Annotated in this window: 19 protein-coding genes; 8 read left to right on the forward strand and 11 right to left on the reverse strand. The window is 67.9% G+C overall.

Features of this window, described 5'->3' with window-relative positions:
• Positions 1 to 2 precede the first annotated feature (2 nt).
• The gene (locus HWY37_RS06160; protein WP_175210752.1) at positions 3 to 455 is read right to left on the reverse strand and encodes a GNAT family N-acetyltransferase; all 453 of its coding nucleotides are present in this window, start codon (positions 453 to 455) and stop codon (positions 3 to 5) included.
• A 17-nt stretch (positions 456 to 472) separates the two neighbouring features.
• Positions 473 to 1,027 carry a hypothetical protein gene (locus HWY37_RS06165; RefSeq protein WP_175210753.1) on the reverse strand — a complete coding sequence of 185 codons (555 nt, stop codon included), beginning with the start codon at positions 1,025 to 1,027 and terminating at the stop codon, positions 473 to 475.
• 422 nt (positions 1,028 to 1,449) lie between these two features.
• Here HWY37_RS06165 and HWY37_RS06170 point away from each other — a divergent pair, with 422 nt between their 5' ends.
• On the forward strand, positions 1,450 to 3,936 hold the full coding sequence (locus HWY37_RS06170) for a hypothetical protein (RefSeq protein ID WP_176088140.1): 2,487 nt from the start codon (positions 1,450 to 1,452) through the stop codon (positions 3,934 to 3,936).
• Between the two features lie 89 nt (positions 3,937 to 4,025).
• Entirely contained in the window at positions 4,026 to 4,505 is a 480-nt protein-coding gene (locus tag HWY37_RS06175) for a thioesterase family protein (protein ID WP_176088141.1), read from the forward strand.
• Positions 4,506 to 4,572: 67 nt separating this feature from the next.
• Here the strand turns inward: HWY37_RS06175 and HWY37_RS06180 are convergent, their stop codons facing one another.
• Together HWY37_RS06180 and HWY37_RS06185 are read right to left on the reverse strand one after the other, a co-directional pair.
• Positions 4,573 to 5,448 carry a TauD/TfdA dioxygenase family protein gene (locus tag HWY37_RS06180; RefSeq protein WP_175211061.1) on the reverse strand — a complete coding sequence of 292 codons (876 nt, stop codon included), beginning with the start codon at positions 5,446 to 5,448 and terminating at the stop codon, positions 4,573 to 4,575.
• Positions 5,449 to 5,461: 13 nt separating this feature from the next.
• Positions 5,462 to 6,430 (reverse strand): Bug family tripartite tricarboxylate transporter substrate binding protein, encoded by a 969-nt coding sequence (locus HWY37_RS06185; protein ID WP_176088142.1) that lies wholly within the window; start codon positions 6,428 to 6,430, stop codon positions 5,462 to 5,464.
• A gap of 94 nt (positions 6,431 to 6,524) precedes the next feature.
• Between HWY37_RS06185 and HWY37_RS06190 the strand changes: the two genes are divergently transcribed.
• Complete coding sequence (locus HWY37_RS06190; RefSeq protein WP_281372028.1) at positions 6,525 to 7,172, forward strand: IclR family transcriptional regulator; 648 nt, start codon at positions 6,525 to 6,527, stop codon at positions 7,170 to 7,172.
• A gap of 13 nt (positions 7,173 to 7,185) precedes the next feature.
• Here HWY37_RS06190 and HWY37_RS06195 read toward each other — a convergent pair whose 3' ends face one another.
• Positions 7,186 to 7,590, reverse strand: coding sequence for a RidA family protein (locus tag HWY37_RS06195; protein WP_176088143.1), 405 nt, complete (start codon positions 7,588 to 7,590; stop codon positions 7,186 to 7,188).
• A gap of 140 nt (positions 7,591 to 7,730) precedes the next feature.
• On the opposite strand from HWY37_RS06195, the gene HWY37_RS06200 reads away from it, so the two are divergent.
• On the forward strand, positions 7,731 to 8,651 hold the full coding sequence (locus tag HWY37_RS06200; RefSeq protein WP_176088144.1) for a LysR family transcriptional regulator: 921 nt from the start codon (positions 7,731 to 7,733) through the stop codon (positions 8,649 to 8,651).
• A gap of 31 nt (positions 8,652 to 8,682) precedes the next feature.
• Here the strand turns inward: HWY37_RS06200 and HWY37_RS06205 are convergent, their stop codons facing one another.
• Together HWY37_RS06205 and HWY37_RS06210 are read right to left on the reverse strand one after the other, a co-directional pair.
• Entirely contained in the window at positions 8,683 to 10,398 is a 1,716-nt protein-coding gene (locus HWY37_RS06205; protein ID WP_176088145.1) for an N-acyl-D-amino-acid deacylase family protein, read from the reverse strand.
• 26 nt (positions 10,399 to 10,424) lie between these two features.
• The gene (locus HWY37_RS06210) at positions 10,425 to 11,435 is read right to left on the reverse strand and encodes a Bug family tripartite tricarboxylate transporter substrate binding protein (protein WP_176088146.1); all 1,011 of its coding nucleotides are present in this window, start codon (positions 11,433 to 11,435) and stop codon (positions 10,425 to 10,427) included.
• A gap of 160 nt (positions 11,436 to 11,595) precedes the next feature.
• Here HWY37_RS06210 and HWY37_RS06215 point away from each other — a divergent pair, with 160 nt between their 5' ends.
• Complete coding sequence (locus HWY37_RS06215; RefSeq protein ID WP_175211074.1) at positions 11,596 to 12,552, forward strand: LysR family transcriptional regulator; 957 nt, start codon at positions 11,596 to 11,598, stop codon at positions 12,550 to 12,552.
• Between the two features lie 81 nt (positions 12,553 to 12,633).
• On the opposite strand, the gene HWY37_RS06220 is transcribed toward HWY37_RS06215, so the two are convergent.
• The 4 genes from HWY37_RS06220 to ppk2 form a co-directional block, all read right to left on the reverse strand.
• Positions 12,634 to 13,080, reverse strand: a complete 447-nt coding sequence (locus tag HWY37_RS06220; RefSeq protein ID WP_217481335.1) for a DUF1801 domain-containing protein — start codon at positions 13,078 to 13,080, stop codon at positions 12,634 to 12,636.
• Positions 13,077 to 13,523, reverse strand: a complete 447-nt coding sequence (locus HWY37_RS06225) for an SRPBCC family protein (protein ID WP_176088147.1) — start codon at positions 13,521 to 13,523, stop codon at positions 13,077 to 13,079. Before HWY37_RS06225 ends, HWY37_RS06220 begins: the two co-directional genes overlap by 4 nt.
• A 147-nt stretch (positions 13,524 to 13,670) precedes the next feature.
• Positions 13,671 to 13,925: an RNA-binding protein gene (locus tag HWY37_RS06230; RefSeq protein WP_176088148.1), complete on the reverse strand. Its 255-nt coding sequence runs from the start codon at positions 13,923 to 13,925 to the stop codon at positions 13,671 to 13,673.
• Positions 13,926 to 13,975: 50 nt separating this feature from the next.
• Positions 13,976 to 14,806 (reverse strand): polyphosphate kinase 2, encoded by an 831-nt coding sequence (ppk2, locus tag HWY37_RS06235; RefSeq protein WP_176088149.1) that lies wholly within the window; start codon positions 14,804 to 14,806, stop codon positions 13,976 to 13,978.
• 365 nt (positions 14,807 to 15,171) lie between these two features.
• On the opposite strand from ppk2, the gene HWY37_RS06240 reads away from it, so the two are divergent.
• The 3 genes from HWY37_RS06240 to HWY37_RS06250 are packed head-to-tail and all read left to right on the forward strand — an operon-like array spanning position 15,172 to position 18,869.
• Positions 15,172 to 16,719: an efflux transporter outer membrane subunit gene (locus HWY37_RS06240; protein WP_175211079.1), complete on the forward strand. Its 1,548-nt coding sequence runs from the start codon at positions 15,172 to 15,174 to the stop codon at positions 16,717 to 16,719.
• Positions 16,712 to 17,827 (forward strand): HlyD family secretion protein, encoded by a 1,116-nt coding sequence (locus HWY37_RS06245; RefSeq protein WP_176088150.1) that lies wholly within the window; start codon positions 16,712 to 16,714, stop codon positions 17,825 to 17,827. The genes HWY37_RS06240 and HWY37_RS06245 overlap by 8 nt, the downstream gene beginning before the upstream one ends.
• Positions 17,817 to 18,869 carry a DUF2955 domain-containing protein gene (locus HWY37_RS06250; RefSeq protein ID WP_176088151.1) on the forward strand — a complete coding sequence of 351 codons (1,053 nt, stop codon included), beginning with the start codon at positions 17,817 to 17,819 and terminating at the stop codon, positions 18,867 to 18,869. The genes HWY37_RS06245 and HWY37_RS06250 overlap by 11 nt, the downstream gene beginning before the upstream one ends.
• Positions 18,870 to 18,875: the final 6 nt, after the last annotated feature.

Genomic DNA, 18,875 nt, shown 5'->3' on the forward strand with positions numbered 1-18,875 from the left:
CGCTAGCCCTGATGCCGGTACACCCGCGTATCGCGCATCACGAAGCCCGCCGATTCATACAGGTGATGCGCGGACAGCCGGCCGGGGTTCGACGTCAGGTCGAGCGTCTTGGCTTGCAACTCTCGGCTCTTGGCGATGGCGGCCCGCGTCAGCGCCATGCCGACCTTCAGGCCGCGCGCCTGCTCGTCCACCACTACGTCCTCGATCCACGCCCGCAAGCCGGTGGGGATGCGGAAATGCACCAGCGTCAGCGTGCCGACGATGCGCTTGTCGGCCCCCATGGTGGCGATGTACAGGTGGTTGCAGGGCGAGCGGATGATCTCGTCCAGTGTCTCGCGCGACAGCGGCGGGGCCGTCCGCGACAACTGCGGCAGCAGCCGCGCGAACGCCGCGACCAGGGCGTCGCTGGCCTGGGTCGCCAGCACGATTTCCACGCTGTTTCCTGCTTGGGGCATCTTGCTCTCCCGGGTGGCTACCTGAATGTTGTAGCCGACACCCGTTCCGGATACCAAGCGGTGAATTTCATGGCCGCCGCCAGCGCCGCCACCGTTACCGCGATGGCGATGGCCTGTGGCAGCTGCGGCCGGTACAGCAGCAGCGCGTCGACCGCCACCATGGTCGCGAAGGCCAGCGCCCAGGCAAGGGCGATGGCGAAGTTCATGCGGGCGTAGCGGCGGTTTTTCCAGACATATTCGGGCTCTTTTTCGCGCGCGTATTCCAGGGTGAAGGGCCGGCGCAACGCCAGGGTCAGCAGCACCAGGATCAGCATGCCGGCGTCGACCCGCAGGCGGGCCTGGGCCACCGTCCAGGAATCCCCGTCCACCATCGGGGCGTACAGGGTCAGCCCGATGAACAGCAGCAGGGTCCCGCCTTCCAGGATCTTGACGCGCCGCTCCGGGCTGAGCCAGTCGCGCAGCACCAGCCCGGCGGAAACCAAGGTGCCGGTTGCCAGTCCCTCCAGCACACCGACGGTTCTTTCGATGATGACAAACATGATGAATGGCGTGAACGCCAGAAGGATGTTCATCCTGGTTCCCCGAGCTTGAGCGCGCGCCCCTGCGCGTTGGCCTCGTCGCCTTGAGAATCAAGACGCGAACTTGTCTGTTTATGCCTGCTCGCCAGGGTGCGGGATATTGCGTCTTTCGCCTATCGCCGAGGCGGCGGTGCGCGGATGGACGAATTTGCGGCGTCGCCGCGCCGTATCCGCCAGCCGGTTTGCGTCTGCCGTCCTGGCGGACTAGTGCCGCCGTGAGTAGACTGGCCGATGCATCGTTCATACGATGTACTGCCTCCGAATTCCCTCTGCATCGCCAGGTCGTTTCAGCAGCTGTCACAAGCAGGAAGCCAGCGCCTCCGTTCCTTCCAGGGCGCCGCGCCGGCCAGATGTGCGCGTGTATGCGAGACGGGCCCGCTTCGCGTCCCGTCGAAACTTCGTCCGGGAGAGTTCACATGAGCATCGAGTTACAGATCCAGGCGTCCGTTCTGGGCGTTCTTGCCGTCCGCGCCGTGCAGGCCAGGCTGCGCGCAACCTGTTTCGCGCCCATAGGCGCGGCTTACATAGACCATGCCGACGTGGCGGCGGAGGCGGCGGAAGTGCTGGCCGCCGGCGCCGCCGTGCAGCTGCGCATTCCCATCGATGTCTACGTGGCGCCGCGGGCCGCCGTGATGGCCGCGCCCAATGCCGTGCCGGGCGGCGCGGCGACGCCCGCGGGCACGGTGCGGGTGACGCTGGAGCTGGCCGCGGCCGGCACGGCCGTGTCCCTGCGCTGCGTCGATGCCGACCTGGGCGCCATGCGCGCGGGGCTGGGAGATGCCGCGGCGCCGGCGCGCGAGGCCATCATCAAGGCGGTCGGCTCGCCCGCGGCCGCGGACCTGAGCGCCGCGCTGACCCAGCTGGGCATGCCGTCCCCCAGTTCGGCACGGGTCGAGCTGGCCGGCCCGGTCGTGGCCATCCGCTTCGAGCCCGTGGGCAGCGCCCGCGGCCGCCTGTACGCCGGCCACGAGTGGGGATTGTTTCTGGACGGCCCGGCGGTCGAGCGTCTGGCCAGTTCGCGGGTACCCAGCGGGTTGCAGGACCGCATCCCGTCGCTGGCCATCGCCGCGCATTGGCGGCCTGCCGGCACAGTGCCCCACGTGGACATCGATTACCGCGGCAAGGCGCAGGTGCCCGATCCCTTCGCCGGCGATGTGGACGGCACGCTGGGCTGCGACTTTTCGCTGACGCCCACCATCACCAAATTCCTGCGCACCATGGTGCGCTGGTCCCTGCACATCAACCTGGGCGGCCTGGTGCCGGGCTTCATCGACAACATGGTCGAAGACCGGATCGCCGATGCGATGGATCCCGCCAAGTTCGGCGGCACGCCGGCAGGCAAGCAGGCCTTTTACATCGACAGCCCCTTGCCCGAGCTGGCCTTCGGCGGCGCGCGCTGCGTCTATGCCAGCGTCATGGCGGCGCCGGAGGGCATGACCCTGGGTGGACCGGTGCGCCTGCCGGCGGATCCGGGCAAGGACATCCTGCAGCCCTCGGTGCACCCCTTCGGCTTGCCCTCCCGCCTGGACATCTGCTCGATCCTGGCGAAGACGGGCAGCGGCGCGCCCAGCAAAACGGTCACGCTGGACCAGGTGAGCACGGGCGGCAGCGTGTGGATGGAGGGCTGCGGCGCCTTCTGCGATGTAGAGGTGGTCGCTCCGGGCAGCTGGATCACGACCTACATGTCGCGTCCCCAAAGCGGCACGGTGGACGAAACGCAGCAGATCGACGTGACCGTGCCCTCGGCCATCGCCCAAGGCATCAACGAACCGGTGCGCTTCATCGTGCGCACCGCCCGCGGGGTGCGGCTGATCGACCTGGGCACGCCGCCGGACGTGGAGCTGGACGCCAATGGCCACGTCACCAATGCGCACGTGTCCTATATCGATAATTGCCTGTACATCCCGGTCGGCGACCACGACGGCTACGGTATCAATTGGGGGCGGGGCCACGGCCTGAACCAGAGCATGCGGCCGCCGCCCCTGGAAACGCCGGACTGGCAGAGCTATCTGGGCAAGACGAGCGGCCTGGACGTGCAGATGGTGAGCCTGCACGGGCTGGAACCGGGTGAATTGATCCAGTACCGCTCGCGCGACCATGCCGTGGAGGTAACCGCCGACAGCAACGGCCGCGCCGTGGTGCCGGTGCTGCGTCCCCTGTCCGCGCAACAGGAGCCCGCCAGCCTGATCCGCGTGAACCGGCGCAGCATCGCCGGCCACTTCGAGGTGCAGGCCGCCGTGCTCGCCGGGCAGGCCAGCGTGCCGGCCGCCGGCGCGCACCGGCTCGATGTCGCGGCAGGCGGCGGGGCGGTGCTGACGACCCAGTTGCGCGATCAGGTGTCCGTGCATGAGATCGGCCGGCTCAACACCGTCACCCTGCTGCGGCGCGAAACGCTGAACATTCCCGGCGCGGCCAGCCCGTTGCCGGCCCATGCCGCGAGCGCCAATCTCGCCGGCATGGCCGCGCTCAACCCGCAACCCTTGCCGCCGGGCGGCGCGGCGTCGCTGGGCCGCCAGCGGCTGTCTCCGGGCGCCGCGGTATCGCTGAATCCGCAGCCGTTGCCTCCGGGCGCCGCGGTGTCGCTGAATCCGCAGCCATTGCCCCCAGGCGGCGAGGTGTCGCTCAATCCACAGCCGTTGCCGCCGGGCGAGCCTGGCCGCGCGTTGCAGGCGGCGCTGCCTGGCTTGGTGTCGCTGTGGCGGGTGCCGGGATTCGCCGATGCGCCCGTCGCCTTGGCCAGGATGGCCGACGGCTCCACGCTGGTGGTGGAACTGGGGGCGCAAGGCGCGGTGCGCGTGGCGGGAACGTTCCGGGGGCCGATAGGCGAGATGTCGGGGGCGGGAGACTGGGCATCCGCGCCAGCGGCCGGCCGCGTGGCGCTGTACCGGGTGCGGCGCGGTTGAAGCAGGCCAGCGCCCGGCCGCGCATTGATCCGGCGGCCGGCGTCGGCTAAGGTCGTGGGCTGAACGGAACCCTGACCCCGAGGAAACCCATGACATCAGCCCTGCCGTCCACGACCCTGAACGTGGATCCCGCCTGGATCGACGAGTACGGCCACATGAACGCGGCCCACTACGTGGGCATCTTCGACCGCGTGGGCTTTCAGCTGCTGCGCGAGGTCGGGGTAGGGCTGGACTACACCGAGGCCACGCGCTGCGGTATCTATACGATGAATGTGCATGTGGCCTATCTGCGCGAAGTGCTGGCGGGCGATCCGCTGGCGCTGCGCATTCGCCTGCTGGAAGCCGACGACAAGCGCCTGCTCTGCCTGATGGAGCTGATCCAGACCCGCGACGGCTATCTGGCGGCCACGATGGAGCAGCTGTCGCTGCACGTGGACCTGGAGACGCGCCGCGCCAAGCCGTTCCCCGCAGACCTGGCGCAGCGCCTGGCGCGCACCGTCGAGGAACACGCGGCGCAGCCGCTGCCGCCGGGCTACCGGCGGCTTCTGCCGCTGAAACCGCCGCGCTGAAATCACCGCGTCGAGGCGGCGCGCAGGTCCAGAGCAGGCCCGCGCAGGCCTCGCTCAGGCCTCGCGCTCAGGCCGGGACCGCGATGGGCCGGTCGCCGGAGATCGTGGTGCGGTGCATCTCGCGGTCGAAGCCGTCGTAGTCGTTCATGGCCAGGTGCTGGGTGCAGCGGTTGTCCCACAGCGCCAGCGATCCCGGCGTCCAGCGGAAGCGGCAGGTGAATTCCGGACGCGCCGCGTGGCGGTACAGGAATTGCAGCAGCGGCTCGCTTTCTTCCTGGGTCATGCCGTCAAAGCGCAGCGTGTAGGTGCTGTTCACGTACAGCGCCTTCTTGCCCGTCGCGGGATGCACGCGCACCACGGGGTGGACCACTTCGCTCGCGGCGCGGTCGTCGGTGCGCACGTCCATCTTGTGCGCCGGATCGCCGTTGTTTACCACCGCGCCGCCCGCGCCATAGGAACGGACCGCGCTGTGCACCGCGCCCAGCCCGTCCAGGATCTGCTTGAGCCGGTCCGACAGCGCGTCGTAGGCCCGGTACATATTGGCCCACATGGTGTCGCCGCCGTAGGGCGGAATGACGCGGCCGTACAGCGCCGAGCCCAGCGGCGGCTCCTCGGCGTAGCTCATGTCCGTGTGCCACAGGCCGCCGAACAGGCGCCGGGTGGTTTCGGCGCGGCCCTTCATGACGGGAAGAATGGTGGGGTGACCGTCCAGCGCCCGCACGAACGGCACTTCCAGCAGCTCGCCGAAGCGCGCGCTGAAATCGATGTGCTGCTGCGGCGTCAGCTGCTGGTCGCGGAAAAAGATCACCAGATGTTCGTGCAGCGCCTTGCGCACGTCTTCGAACTGTTCGTCCGACAGCGGCCGCGACAGGTCGATGCCGCGGATTTCGGCGCCCAGCGCGCCGGCTATCGGCTGGGTTTCCAGATGGCGATACGTGTTCATGCTTGTCTCCTTGCTATTGAAGCTTGATCTGCGCCTTGCTGACTAGCGCGCCCCATTTGTCGGTTTCCGCCGCGATGTAGCGGCCGAAGTCGGCCGGCCCCTCGGCCGAAATGATGCCGCCCATGGCCGTGATCTGTTCGCGCACGTCGGGCATGGCCAGCACCGCCAGCAGCTCCTTGTTCAGGCGTTCAATGATGGGTTTGGGCGTGGCGGCGGGAGCCAGCACGCCGAACCATCCGGCGATCTCGTAGCCGGGCAGGCCGGCCTCGGCCATGGTCGGCACGTTGGGCAGCTGCGGCGAGCGCGCCGTGCTGGTGATCGCCAGCGCCCGCAGTTTGCCCGCCTTCACCAGCTGCAGCGCCGAGGGCATGTTGTCGAACATCATGGGCACGTGGCCCGCCATGGTGTCGTTCAGGCCCGGCGCGCTGCCGCGGTAGGGCACATGTGTCAAGCGCACGCCGGCCGACGAGGCGAACAGTTCGCCCGCCAGGTGCAGCGAGGTGCCGGTGCCGGGCGTGGCGTAGTCCAGCGGCGCTTTCGACTTTTTCGCGTAGGCGATGAGTTCCTGCACCGAGTGCACCGGCAGCGAGGGATTGACCACCAGCAGGTTGGGCACGCTCATCAGCATCGTGACGGGCGCCAGGTCCCGCTGCGGCTTGTAGGGCAGGTCCGGATAGAGCGCTGGGTTGATGGAGATGGGGCCGATATTGCCCATCACGATGGTGTAGCCGTCGGCTGGCTGCTTGACCGCGAAATCGGTGCCGATGTTGCCGCCGGCCCCTGCCTTGTTTTCGACGATGACGGGCTGGCCCAGCCGTTCTCCCAGCTTATGGCTGACCAGCCGCGCCAGCATGTCGGTCGAGCCACCCGGCGGATAGGGCACGATCCATTTGACCGGCTGCGCGGGCCAGGTTGCTTGCGCTGCGGCGGATCCCGTACAGAACACGAGACCCGCCGCCAAGGCGAGTGCGATGCGTTTCATTGATTTGTCTCCTTCCCTGGCCCGCGGGTCTTGCCGCGAGCATCGTTTATGTGTATTGTTCACCTAGTGATCAATATGTTTGTCAGGTGAACGATTGAAGAATAATAGATCGATCCAGCGGTGTCTATCCATCATGCGGGCCTTCCGCGGCAATGGCCGGCCCACGCTGGCCGAGCTGGCGCGCGCCGTCGACCTGCCTCACGCGACCGTGCTGCGTTTCCTGCAGACGCTGGAAGAAGAGGGCTACGCCGCGCGCGAAGACAGCCGCTGGCGCCTGACGCCGCTGGTTTTCGAACTGGGCTTCGCCGCCATGGAAAGCCTGGGCGTGACGGACGCCGTGCAGGAGATCCTGCAGAACCTGGCCGACGCCTACTCGGGCACCTCCAATCTGGGCGAGGCCAATCCCGAAGGGGTGATCATCATCGGCCGCGCCATGGCGCCGGCCGAACGCCGCCGCCTGGTGGTGATGAACCTGCGCGTGGGCAGCGTGCTGCCGCCGGCCAGCGCGCTGGCCGGCGGGCTGCGCTTGACGCCGGGGCAGTGGACCCGGTTCGACTACCCGGACAGCAACCAGGTGTCGGTCGCCGTGCCGGTGCCGCAGGCGGGTTCGCGCTTGCTGTCGGTGGGCATTTCGGTGGCTGCCACCGAGGTCGAAGGCAACCGGCTGGAAGAAGACATGGTGCCCGCCTTGCAGCAGGCGGCGCAGACCATCGCCGGCGTGATCCGGGTCGGCGTGGTGTGAGCGGCTGGCCGGCTCAGTCCTGCGCAGCCTCGGGCAGTTTCGCGATCACCTTGATTTCAAAGTCGAAGCCGTAAAGCCAGGTCACGCCCACGGCGGTCAGGGTCGGGTGCGGCGCCTCGCCCCAGTATTCCGGCACCACCTGCCAGATCGTTTCGAACCGCGATGCCGGGTCGACCATGAACACCGTCACGTCGACCACGTCGTCGAAGCCGCAACCGGCGGCCGCCAGGATGGCCTGCAGATTGTCGAACGCGCGCCGGATTTGCGCCTGCAGGTCCGGTTCGGGCGAGCCGTCCTCGCGGCTGCCCACTTGTCCCGAGACGAACAGAAAGCCATTGGAGCGGATCGCCGGGGAATAGCGGTTGCGCTCATACAGGGCCTGGCGCCCGGGCGGAAAAACGACGTCGCGTTTGGTCATGGATATCTCCTGCTGTGGGCCGCATCTGGCCCGGCGTTAACGGTGCAGGCACTGTAGGCGGCCGCGCCGCCGCGATAAACGGGCAAGTGCGGCCTGCACTGTTTGTAGAATCCAAATAATCAGGAAGAGCGGGAGCAGAGATGGACCGTTTCGATGCAATGCAGGCGTTCGCCCGCGTGGTGGAAACCGGCAGCTTCACCAAGGCGGCCGAGACCCTGCACATGAGCAAGACCAGCGTGACGCAGCTGGTGCAGCAGCTCGAGGCGCGCCTGCGCGTCAGGCTGTTGAACCGCACCACCCGCAAGGTCAACGTGACGGCCGACGGCGCCGCCTACTACGAGCGCGTGTTGCGGCTGCTGGCCGACATGGACGACGCCGAGACCAGCCTGTCCGGCGCCTCGGCCGTGCCCAGGGGCCGCTTGCGCGTGGACGTGCCCAGCCCGCTGGCCCGCCTGGTGTTGGTACCCGCCTTGCCGGCCTTCCACGCGCAGTATCCCGACATTCAGCTGGACATGGGCGTGAGCGACCGCATCGTCGACCTCATCGGCGAGAACGTGGACTGCGTGGTGCGCGGCGGCGAGCTCACCGACCAGTCGTTGATGGCGCGGCGCGTGGGCGACCTGCGGCTAGGCGTCTACGCGGCGCCCAGCTACCTGGAGCGCGCCGGCGCGCCCGCGCATCCGCGCGAGCTGGAGGACACGCATCACCGCATCGTGGGCTTTCTATGGGCGCGCAACGGCAAGGCCTTGCCGTACGCCATGCGCCGCGGCGGCGAAAGCATCAAGGTGCATGGCCGCTACGTGCTGGCGGTCGACGACGGCAACGCCTATCTGGCGGCCGGCCTGGCGGGGCTGGGCGTGCTGTGGCTGCCCGACTACATGTCCCGCGCCCATGTCGAAAGCGGCGAACTGGCCCCGCTGTTCGAGGACTGGCGCCTGGATTCCATGCCGATGTACGTGGCGTTTCCGCCCAACCGGCACGTGAGCGCCAAGCTGCGCGTGTTCATCGACTGGGTCGCCGGGCTGCTGGGGCAGTACACGCCGGAATCGTCCCGCGGCTGAGCCCCGGCGCGCCAGGCCTGCACTGCTGCCATCAGGCCCGCTGGCTGCGCGCGCCGCGCAACAGCTTGCCGGGCAGTTCGCCAGTGGCCGCGCCGCCCTCGAAGATGGGCACGCCGTTGACCAGCGTGGCCACGTAGCCGTCGGCGCGCTGGATCAGGCGGCGGCCGCCGCCGGGCAGGTCGAACACCATTTCCGGGCAATGCACGCGCACGGCGGCGGGATCGATGATGTTGACGTCGGCCTTGTAACCGGGACGCAGCAGTCCCCGGTCCTGCAGTCCGTACACGCTGGCGGTATCGCGCGTCTGGCGCTTGACCACGTGCTCCAGGTCCAGCAGCGGGCCGCGGCGGCGGTCGCGGGTCCAGTGGCTGAGCATGAAGGTCGGCATGCTCACGTCGCAGATGTAGCCGCAATGCGCGCCGCCATCGGACAGGCTGTTGACCGTGTTGGGATGCTGCATCAGCTGGTGCAGGTGGTCCAGGTTCTCGTAGGAATAATTGAACGAAGGGTAGTAGAGGATCGCCTGGCCCTCGTTCTCCAGCATCAGGTCGTACACGATCTCCAGCGGCGCGCGGCCGCTGCGTTGCGCCATGGCGGCCACGCTTTCCTCGGGCAGCGGCTCGTAGTCGGGATCGCTGCCCAGCCGGTAGATCTTGTGGAAGCTGCTGAACAGCGTTTCGGCGCGGCGGTCCAAAAGGCCGCGCTGTTCGTTCATGATGCGGTTGCGCGTCGCCGGGTCGCGCAGGCGGGCCAGCTTTTCCGCCAGCGGCAGGGCATGCAGGGCCTGGTAGCTGGGATGCGCGATGAACGGATGCAGCGAACTCTGCCACGAGAACAGGATGCCCAAGGGACGTCCGCTGATGCCCGCCAGCAGCGGCACGCCTTCGCGGTGGGCGCGGTCCAGGCTGCCGGCGATCTGTTTCCAGACGTCGGGCGCGGCGTCGGTCTGCTGCAGGTTGAACAGCACGGGCAGGCGGTTGTGGCGCGCCAGCTGTTCGAGCCACGGGATTTCGCCTTCCATGGCGGGATGGTTGGCGGTCATCTGGAATACCCCATGCCCGACTTCGCCCATGACAGAGCCTAGCGCCGTGATCTCCTCGCCGGTGGCGAAGGTGCCGGGCGGATACTTGCGCTCGTCGTACTTGTGCAGGAAGGTGCGCGAGGTGGAGAAGCCGACCGCGCCCGCGACCAGCGCCTCGCGCACCACGGCGCGCATGGCGATCAGGTCCGCCGGCGAGGCCTCGTCGTGGTGGATGGCGCGCTCGCCCATCACGTAGGCGCGCACGGCGCTGTGCGGGATCTGAGCGCCCACGTCCAGCGCCTTGGGGCGCCGGTCCAGCGCGTCCAGGTATTCGGGAAAGGTCTCCCAATCCCACTGGATGCCTTCGGACAGCACCGAGCCGGGTATGTCCTCCACGCCTTCCATGACCTTGATGAGCCATTCGCGCCGCTCGGGCTTGACCGGGGCGAAGCCCACGCCGCAATTGCCCATGATGGCGGTGGTGACGCCGTGCCAGGTGGAAGGGCTGAGGTAGGGATCCCAGGTGGCCTGGCCGTCGTAGTGGGTGTGGATGTCCACCCACCCCGGCGCCACCAGGCAGCCGTCGGCGCGGATCTCGCGGCGCGCCGCGCCGGCCCGGCCTTCGGCCTGGACCACGCGGCCGTTTTCCAGGGCCAGGTCCGCGTCGTAGCGGGGCTGGCCCGAGCCGTCGACGATGGTGCCGCCGCGTATCACCAGATCATGCATTGCGCTCTCCTTACGCTGCGTCGTGGTTACTGCAGGACCAGGCCGATGCGCTTGATCACCGCGCCCCAGCGTTCGCTGTCCTGCTGGACGATCTTCGAGAATTCCTTGGGGCCCGCGCCGCTGACCTCGTTGCCCTGCGACACGATGCTCTGCGTCACTTCGGGTGACTCCAGCGCTTCGCGGAACGCCTGGGCCACGCGCTCGGCCAGCGCGGGCGGCATGTCGCCGGGCCCGAATATGCCCTGCCAGCCGACGATGTCCAGGCCGGGTATGCCTTGTTCCTTCAAGGTCGGCAGGTCCGGCAGCACGCTCAGGCGCTGGTCGGTGGCCGGGCCCAGCAGCTTGACCTTGCCGGCGCGGGCGTTTTCCACCGCGGTCGCGGTGCCGTCGAAATAGATCTGGACTTCGCCCGCCAGCAACGCGCTGCTGGCGTCGGCGGTGCCCTTGTAGGGCACGTGCACGATGTCGATGCCGGTCTGCTGTTTGAGGATCTCGCCGTTCAGGTGCGAGGTCGATCCCAGGCTGTAGGAAGCGAAATTCAGCTTGCCCGGATGGGCCCGGGCGTAGTCGATCATCTGCGCCGTGGTCGAGAACGGCGCGTTCTTGTTGGCCACCAGCACGGTCGCCGAGCGCACCACCTGGATGATGGGCGTGAAGTCCTTCACCGGGTCGTAGGGCAGCTTCTTGTAGAGATGCGGATTCTGCGTGTGCGTGACGACGATGGTGTAGAGCAGGGTGTAGCCGTCCGGGCTGGCGCGGGCCACTTCCTGCGCGCCTATCATCGTGCCCGCGCCGGGCTTGTTGTCGACGATGACCGGCGCGCCGGTGCGTTGCGTGATCTTCATCGCCAGCATGCGCGCCAGCGCGTCCGATCCGGATCCCGCCGGAAACGGCACGATCAGCCGGATGGGCTTGCCCCCCCCGGGCCAGGGCGGCGCCTGGGTGACGGGGGCGGCCAGCGTCGAAAGACAGGCCAGGGCGCCCAGCATGGCGGCTCCGCCTCGGCCCAACAGCTTCAAGAACGACTTGCGGTTCATGTTGTCTCCTCCTGGGGGTGGGCAATGTCGCGCATTGCTCTGGAATGAGGGTCACCACAGGCCGCCGGCGCTGCTTTTTTCCGTCGCGGCAAGTCGTTTGTAGTCTTGCCTTTGCGCGGAATCAAATGCATATTTGGCGCAATCTCAATGAGAAAAATACATGAGCCTCACCATCCGGTCGCTCCAGCACTACGCCGTGCTCGTCGAGGAAAAGCACTACTCCCGCGCGGCGCAGCGGCTGCACTTGACGCAGTCGGCCCTGACGCGCAGCATCCAGGCGCTGGAAGACACGCTGGGGCTGGTGCTGGTGGACCGCGCATCCACTGGCGTCACGCCCACGCAGGCTGGCCGCATGGTGCTGGAGCGCGCCCAGCGCATCCTGGGCGAAGCCCGCGACCTGCGGCGCGAGGCCGAACTGATACGCGGCCACGACACCGGCCGCGTGAACCTGGGCGTGGGCGCGTTCCCGGCGGCGGGCTTCCTGTCGCCGCTGCTGGTGCGCATCGCGCGCGAGCATCCGGGCCTGAGCGTGCACGTCGAGGTGGAGAGCTGGCAGCGCCTGCTGGACAAGCTGCAGCAGGACAAGCTGGACCTGGCGGTGGCGGTGACGCACAGCCTGCCGCCGCCCGGCGATTTCACCGTGCGGCCCTTGCCGCCGCAGCACGGCGGCCTGTTCACGCGCGCCGGCCATCCCCTGCAGGGCCTGGACAAGCCGCGGCTGCGCGGCGCGCTGGCGCAATACCGGCTGGCGGCCACCGACCTGCCCACGCGGGCGCGCGAGTACCTGGCCCGGCTGTACCAGGTGGCGCGGCTGGAAGACCTGCCCATCGCCTTCGAATGCGATAGCGTCGCCGCCTTGCGGGACGTGGCGCTGGGCAGCGACGTGGTGTTGTTTTGCACGCGCGAGGCCATTGCGGCCGAACTGGAGCAGGGCGTACTGGAGCCGCTGCCGCTGGCCTATCCGGCCGCGGGCCCGTTGACCTACAGCGTCATCCACCGCGCCCGCCGCACGCTGTCGCCCACGGCCGAGCGGGTCATCGAACTGGTGCAGGACCTGCTGTCCGGCATAGACGCTCCCAAGCGCGCGGCGGGCGCGAAACGCCGCGCGCGGCGCTAGCATCACGCGCTGCTGCCCCCGTGCGATGCCGGCATCCCGTGTCGCTGCCGCGCCTGCGCGCCACGGCGCGGCAGGGCCCGCCTACATCCGCTCGCCGGGCAGCGCGCTGGCCTGTTTCACCCAGGCCATGAACTGTTCCTCGTCCAGCGCATCGTCCTCGCGGATGTCGAGATAGCGCGTGTCCTGGCTCTTGGACGAGCCGGGCGGCACGGGCCGCAGCGATGTGCCGCGGAAGAACGCCACTTTCACGTACTTGGTGAAGCAGTGGATGCCCAGGAACCAGCCCTGGTCTTCCCGTCCGTAGAGCGGCGAATTCCATTTGACCGCCTTGTGCACGCCGGGAACGGCGCGCTCGATCAGCGCGTCCAGCCGCCGCCCCAGATCGCTCTTCCAGCCCGGCATGGCCGCAATGTAAGCCTGCACCGGCGCGTCACCGGCGCCCTTGGCGATTTGCGGATTGCCGCCGGACAGCAGGACCGGCCCGCTGCCGGCCTGCTTGTTTGTTTTTGTTTGGGGTGTTTTCGTCACTCGGCAATCTCCGGTTCGACCAGCCGCATCAGCTGGGCCAGCGACTCCTGCCAGCCCAGGTAGCACATCTCGGGCGGTATCGTCGCCGGTATGCCTTCCTGCACGATGCTGACCTCGGTGCCGCAGACCACCTGCCGCAGCGTGACGGTCGTCTGCATGCGGCCGGGCAGGTTCGCATCGTCGAACTGGTCCGAGTAACGGATCTTCTGGCCGGGCACGAGTTCCAGGTATTCGCCGCCGAAGCTGTGGCTATGGTCGGTGCCGAAATTGCGGAACGACATCTTGTGCATGCCGCCGACCTTGGCGTCCAGTTGATGGACCAGGCAGGTGTAGCCGTAAGGGGGGAGCCAGCGAGCCACCGCGTCGGGCTCCAGGAAGGCTCGATAGATGCGTTCGGCCGGGGCGCGCATCACGCGATGGAGGGTTACGGTTCCGGTAGTCATGGTGAGTCCGCCTTTGAAGAAAGTTGTGCGTACTGACACGACGTACAAGTGGAACGGAAATCGACAGCATCGATCCTGGGGGAAACCCTAAAAAAGCACATCTGGTCACGATTTTCCCGCGCGGCCCGGCTCTTGCGGGCCGGACCTTCACTCGATGGGCTCCCGCATGATCAGCGCGGCGATCGTGTGACTTTTCCAGAAGATCTGGTGTATCCGGGGTAGCAGGACGCGCAGGTCCTCTGGGCTGGCCCCGCTGAAAGTCAGAAGGACGGCCGGCCGTTCGCCGGCGCTGGGGACGCGTTCGATCTGGTCGAACGCAGGAAAGCCGTACTTGACCAGGAAATTCCTGATCTCGTCGTCCGAGGTGCTTTCTTCTATGTGGTTGATCAAGAGCTTGGCCATGGGCGCTCCCCTTGAAAGTTGTGGGGCGGGCGGCGGCGGCAGCCGCGCGCTCAGAATTTCTCGGGGACCTGCTTCAGGAGATGGCCCGGATCGCGATAGCCGCCAGCCTTCTGCCGCTTCGGCAGCCTCACCTTGTCTCGGGGCATGCGCTGGTACGGGATGCTTGCGAGCACATGGCTGATGATGTTCAGGCGCACCCGCTTCTTGTCGTCGGATTGGGCGACGAACCAGGGCGCCACGCTGGTATCCGTCGCCGCGAACATGTCGTCGCGGGCGCGTGAATAGTCGTACCAGCGGCTGTACGACTTCAAATCCATCCCGGACAGCTTCCAGACCTTGCGCTCATCGGTGATGCGGGCCTGGAGCCGGCGGGTCTGCTCTTCCTGGCTGACCTCCAGCCAGTACTTGAGCAGGATGATGCCCGAACCGACGATGGCGCGCTCCATCAGCGGCACGCCTTTCAGGAAGGACTTGACATCGGCTTCGCTGCAGAATCCCATCACGCGTTCCACGCCGGCGCGGTTGTACCAGCTGCGGTCGAAGATGACGACCTCGCCCGCGGCCGGCAGATGCGGGACGTAGCGCTGCATGTACATCTGGCTCTTTTCGCGTTCGGAAGGGGCAGGCAGGGCGATCACGCGGAAGATGCGCGGGCTGACGCGCTCCATGAGCGCCTTGATCGTGCCGCCCTTGCCCGCGCCGTCGCGTCCTTCAAAAACGATGCAGACCTTGGCGCCGGTCTGGCTGACCCATTCCTGGAGCTTGACCAGTTCGACGTGCAGGCGGGCCAGTTCCTTGGCGTAGACCTTGCCCGGCAGCTTGTCCTTCGCCGCCGCCTTGTGCTCGGCGGCTGTCGCGGTTGCCTTTTTCTGAGCGGCCATGGTCGCACTCCAGAATGCGCTGCGTGTAGCGGCGGGAACGATCGCATTTTCGACTGTAGCGCCTGCGTCCGGTCGCTGTATACGAGCAGATTGGAGCAGTGCGTCTTACCTAGTTCCTTTTGCGCTGCGCTTGTTCTGGCGAACGGCCTAAAACGTCAATAGAATCGATTTCACGCTGCATATTCCTCATGCAACCGGCGGCATCCCGCCAAGACGAAGAGGCATCTTTCGGTTTTGACCGCCCGGAGCGCAAGCGGCACTCGTCGCCAGACAGCCCGGGCCCCAGGCGTTCATGCGGGCGCTCTGTTTGATGCGCGTTGCCCGGTGGACCGTTGCGGTTAGGCTCTCGACGGATCCGATAACCGATGTCGCCGCTGACTTGCACGTATCGGCTGCCGCTGATCGGCGTCCTGTGCCTCAGCGCTTGCGTGAGGCTCGGGCCGGACTTCGAGCCCCAGCGCCAGGCGTGGACCGCGGACTGGAATACCCCCGCGCTGCAGCAGGCCAGCCGCGCCGCGCCGCTGCCCGACGCGCGGCAATGGTGGCAGGTCTTTGGCGATCCGGTGCTTGAATACCTGATCGCCCAGGCCGATGCGCACAATGCCGGCCTGCGCATCGCCGGCCTGCGCATCATGGAAGCGCGCGCCCAGCTGGGCATTGCGCAGAGCGGCCGTTACCCGCAATCCCAGGTGGCGGGGGCCAACGCCCTGTATCAGCACCGGCCATCGCGCTCGGCCGAGGGCAGACCCCATCCCAGCAGCTTCTGGCAATACAGCGCCGGGTTCGACATAGGCTGGGAGCTTGATTTCTGGGGGAAGTTCAGCCGCGCCATCGAATCCGCCGACGCCGCGTACTTCGAGGCGCAGGCCAATCGCGAAGACGTGCTGGTGCTGTTGCATGCCCAGGTGGCGGAGAGCTATTACGCGTTGCGCACCGCCGAGGCGCGGCTGCGGATCGCCCGCGATAACGCTGGCATTCAGAAGCGCAGCTACGAGATCGCGCAAAAGCTGTTCCAAAGCGGCGAGACCGATGAATTGGACCTGCAGCAGGCCAAGACGCAATACCTGAGCACCCTGGGCACGATCCCGGATCTGGAAAGCCAGATCATGCGGACCCGCAATGCGCTGGCGGTGCTGGTCGGCCGGCCGCCCGGACCCATGCCGGAACTGGATGACAGGACGGCCGAGGTTCCGCTGATCGACCGCGCGGTGCTGCAGGACGTTCCCGCCAACCTGCTGTTGCGCCGGCCCGACATCCGCGCTTCGGAGCTGCGGATCGCGGCGCAATCGGCACAGGTGGGCGTGGCCGAAGCGGATCTCTATCCCTCGCTGACGCTGCTGGGCAGCATCGCCTGGTCCGCCACGTCGCTGGCGGGCAGCGGTTCGGGGGTGGCGCTGCTCGCGGGCCCCAGTCTCACCTGGAACGTGTTCGACCATGGCCGGTTGAAGAACAATGTGCGCGTGCAGGATGCCCGCCTGCAGCAGTTGATCGTGGCCTACCAGGATGACGTCATGCAGGCGGCGCGCGAGGCCGACGACGCCGCCAGCGGCCTGGTCAAGGCCCTGGAGCGCGACGGGATCCTGCAGCGGTCGGCGCAGGCGGCCAGGCGTTCGCTTACGCTGGCCAATGCGCTTTACCGCGAAGGCTATACCGATTTCCAGCGCGTGCTGGACGCCCAGCAGGCGCTGGCGGCCCAGCAGGACGCCTACGTGGTGAACCGGGGCGGCGCGGTGAGCGACCTGATCGCCCTGTACAAGGCGCTGGGCGGCGGCTGGCACAGCACGGAACCGGTGCTCGACCCCGCTACCCGGGAACAGATGCGGCGGCGCACCGATTGGGGCGATCTGCTGTCCGAGCCGGCGCCACCATCAGCCGGCGCGTTGTCCGCGAAAAGGGTGCGATCCGATGAGTGACAGCCCGTCTCCCCCTGCCGCGCCGGCAGCGCCGGCCAAGGATCCCGCGAAGCGGGGCGTCCGATGGGTCGCCCTGCTGATCGCGCTGAGCCTGGCGTGGTATCTGCTGGCGGACCGGTACACGCCATACACCCAGCAGGCGCGGGTGCAGGCCTTCGTCGTTCCGGTGGCTTCCGAAGTGTCGGGGCGCGTGACGCAAGTGCATGTGCGCAACAACCAGGACGTCCAGGCCGGAGCGGTCCTGTTCGATGTGGACCCGGAGCATTACCGCATCGCGGTGGACCGCGCCCGCGCCGACCTGGAGGCGACGCGCCGGCAGATCGGCGCCAGCACCGCGGGCATCGATTCGGCGCAGGCGTCGTTGCGCGCGGCCCAGGCCAATGAGTTGAAAGCCCGCCAGGACAGCAGCCGGCTTGAGCGGCTGTATCGCGACGACCGGGGCACGGTCTCGCTGCGCCGCCTGGAAATCGCGCGCGCGAACCTGGAGCAGGCTGTCAGCCAGGTCGCCGCCGCGCGCGCCGAGGTGCAGCGCGCGCGCGAGCAGGAGGGCGGCAGCGAGGACGACAACGCCAAGCTGCGCAGCGCCGCCGCGGCACTGGAAAAGGCCGAACTGGATCTGGCCAACACGCAGGTGCGGGCGCGCTCGGCGGGCCTGATCACCGACCTGCGCACCGACGCCGGGCAGTTCGCCGCGGCCGGCAATCCGGTCATGACGCTGATCGCGATCCACGATGTGTGGATCAGCGCGGACATGACGGAAAACAATCTGGGGCATATCGAAGCCGGCACGCCGGTGGCCATCATCCTGGACGCGCTGCCAGGCGAGGTCTTCGAGGGCCGCGTGCGCAGCGTCGGCTACGGCGTCAATGTCGGGCCCGGCACGCCGCCCGGCAGCCTTCCCACGGTGCAGAACAGCCGGGACTGGCTGCGGCCCGCGCAGCGCTTTCCGGTCATCGTGGAATTCGATCCCGGCGATCTTCCTCCGTTGAGCGGCGTGCGCGTGGGCGGACAGGCCGAAGTCATGGCGTTTCCCAGCGCGGGCAATCCGCTGAATCCGCTGGGGCGCGCCTACCTGCGGCTGATGAGCTGGCTGTCCTATGCCTACTGATCCCGACCCCCGCGGCCGACGCGCCCTGCGCCTGGGGCTGGGCGCAGCCCTTTGCACGGCGGCCAGCTTCGGGCTGGCCCTGCCCATTCCCATGATCGCGCCGGTGCTGGGCGTGTTGCTGCTGGCTTCGATGAACCGGCCGCTGTCGTTCAAGAGCGGGCTGGGCCTGCTGCTGATGGCGCTGTTCACCACCGGCACCGGCCTGCTGCTCAGCCCCATGCTGCGCTATTACCCCTTGAGCGGCGTGCTGCTCATCGGCCTGTGCCTGTTCCTTGCATTCCGCCATGGCCTGCGCGGCGGCAACAACCTGCTGTCGACGTTCCTCATCATCGGCCTGACCATGATTTCCGCCGCCGGCACCGTCGATTTCGCGCTGGCCGCGCTGGTGATCGAGGCCCTGGGCAAGGGGCTGCTGGTTGCCGTCGTGGCGCTGGGCTGTTGCCACTGGCTGTTTCCCGAGCCTGCGGCTGCGCCCGCGCCGCCCCAGCCTGTGGTCCTGCCGGTCGAAGAGGCCAGCCGGATGGCGTTGCGCGCCACGCTGGTCGTGATACCCGCCTTCCTGCTGGCATTGACCGACCCGCTGGGCTATATGCCCATCATCCTGAAATCGGTCAGTCTGGGGCGCCAAAGCTGCGTCACGGCGGCGCATGGCGCCGCGCGCGAACTGCTGGGGTCGACCCTGCTGGGCGGGGCGCTCGCCGTCATGTTCTGGTGCGCCCTGAGCCCGTTCGTGAGCCTGTGGATGTTCTTCCTCTGGATGCTGCTGTTCGGCCTGCTGGCCGCGCGCAAGCTCTACCGGCTGAGCCCGACCCGGCATCCGCCGAGCTTCTGGCTGAACACGCTGGTGACCCTGGTCATCCTGCTGGGCCAATCGGTGCAGGACAGCCTCGTCGGCAAGGACGTCTATACCGCGTTCGCGGTGCGCATGGGCTTGTTCATCGGCGTCACGCTCTATGCCTGCCTGATGCTGCGCCTGCTCGAACCACGCGGCCAGGCGCGGCGCGGACTGGAACCATCAACCGCAGTTCCCTCAGACGCTTGAATCAGG

The organism is Achromobacter anxifer (assembly GCF_903652925.1).
GTDB classification, from domain to species: Bacteria; Pseudomonadota; Gammaproteobacteria; order Burkholderiales; family Burkholderiaceae_B; genus Achromobacter; species Achromobacter anxifer.

Excerpts from the sequence above, each read along its gene's own strand:
- HWY37_RS06160 (WP_175210752.1), bottom strand. The coding sequence starts at position 455 with ATGCCCCAAGCAGGAAACAGCGTGGAAATCGTGCTGGCGACCCAGGCC.
- HWY37_RS06165 (WP_175210753.1), bottom strand. The coding sequence starts at position 1,027 with ATGAACATCCTTCTGGCGTTCACGCCATTCATCATGTTTGTCATCATC.
- HWY37_RS06170 (WP_176088140.1), top strand. The coding sequence starts at position 1,450 with ATGAGCATCGAGTTACAGATCCAGGCGTCCGTTCTGGGCGTTCTTGCC.
- HWY37_RS06175 (WP_176088141.1), top strand. The coding sequence starts at position 4,026 with ATGACATCAGCCCTGCCGTCCACGACCCTGAACGTGGATCCCGCCTGG.
- HWY37_RS06180 (WP_175211061.1), bottom strand. The coding sequence starts at position 5,448 with ATGAACACGTATCGCCATCTGGAAACCCAGCCGATAGCCGGCGCGCTG.
- HWY37_RS06185 (WP_176088142.1), bottom strand. The coding sequence starts at position 6,430 with ATGAAACGCATCGCACTCGCCTTGGCGGCGGGTCTCGTGTTCTGTACG.
- HWY37_RS06195 (WP_176088143.1), bottom strand. The coding sequence starts at position 7,590 with ATGACCAAACGCGACGTCGTTTTTCCGCCCGGGCGCCAGGCCCTGTAT.
- HWY37_RS06200 (WP_176088144.1), top strand. The coding sequence starts at position 7,731 with ATGGACCGTTTCGATGCAATGCAGGCGTTCGCCCGCGTGGTGGAAACC.
- HWY37_RS06205 (WP_176088145.1), bottom strand. The coding sequence starts at position 10,398 with ATGCATGATCTGGTGATACGCGGCGGCACCATCGTCGACGGCTCGGGC.
- HWY37_RS06210 (WP_176088146.1), bottom strand. The coding sequence starts at position 11,435 with ATGAACCGCAAGTCGTTCTTGAAGCTGTTGGGCCGAGGCGGAGCCGCC.
- HWY37_RS06215 (WP_175211074.1), top strand. The coding sequence starts at position 11,596 with ATGAGCCTCACCATCCGGTCGCTCCAGCACTACGCCGTGCTCGTCGAG.
- HWY37_RS06225 (WP_176088147.1), bottom strand. The coding sequence starts at position 13,523 with ATGACTACCGGAACCGTAACCCTCCATCGCGTGATGCGCGCCCCGGCC.
- HWY37_RS06230 (WP_176088148.1), bottom strand. The coding sequence starts at position 13,925 with ATGGCCAAGCTCTTGATCAACCACATAGAAGAAAGCACCTCGGACGAC.
- ppk2 (WP_176088149.1), bottom strand. The coding sequence starts at position 14,806 with ATGGCCGCTCAGAAAAAGGCAACCGCGACAGCCGCCGAGCACAAGGCG.
- HWY37_RS06240 (WP_175211079.1), top strand. The coding sequence starts at position 15,172 with ATGTCGCCGCTGACTTGCACGTATCGGCTGCCGCTGATCGGCGTCCTG.
- HWY37_RS06245 (WP_176088150.1), top strand. The coding sequence starts at position 16,712 with ATGAGTGACAGCCCGTCTCCCCCTGCCGCGCCGGCAGCGCCGGCCAAG.
- HWY37_RS06250 (WP_176088151.1), top strand. The coding sequence starts at position 17,817 with ATGCCTACTGATCCCGACCCCCGCGGCCGACGCGCCCTGCGCCTGGGG.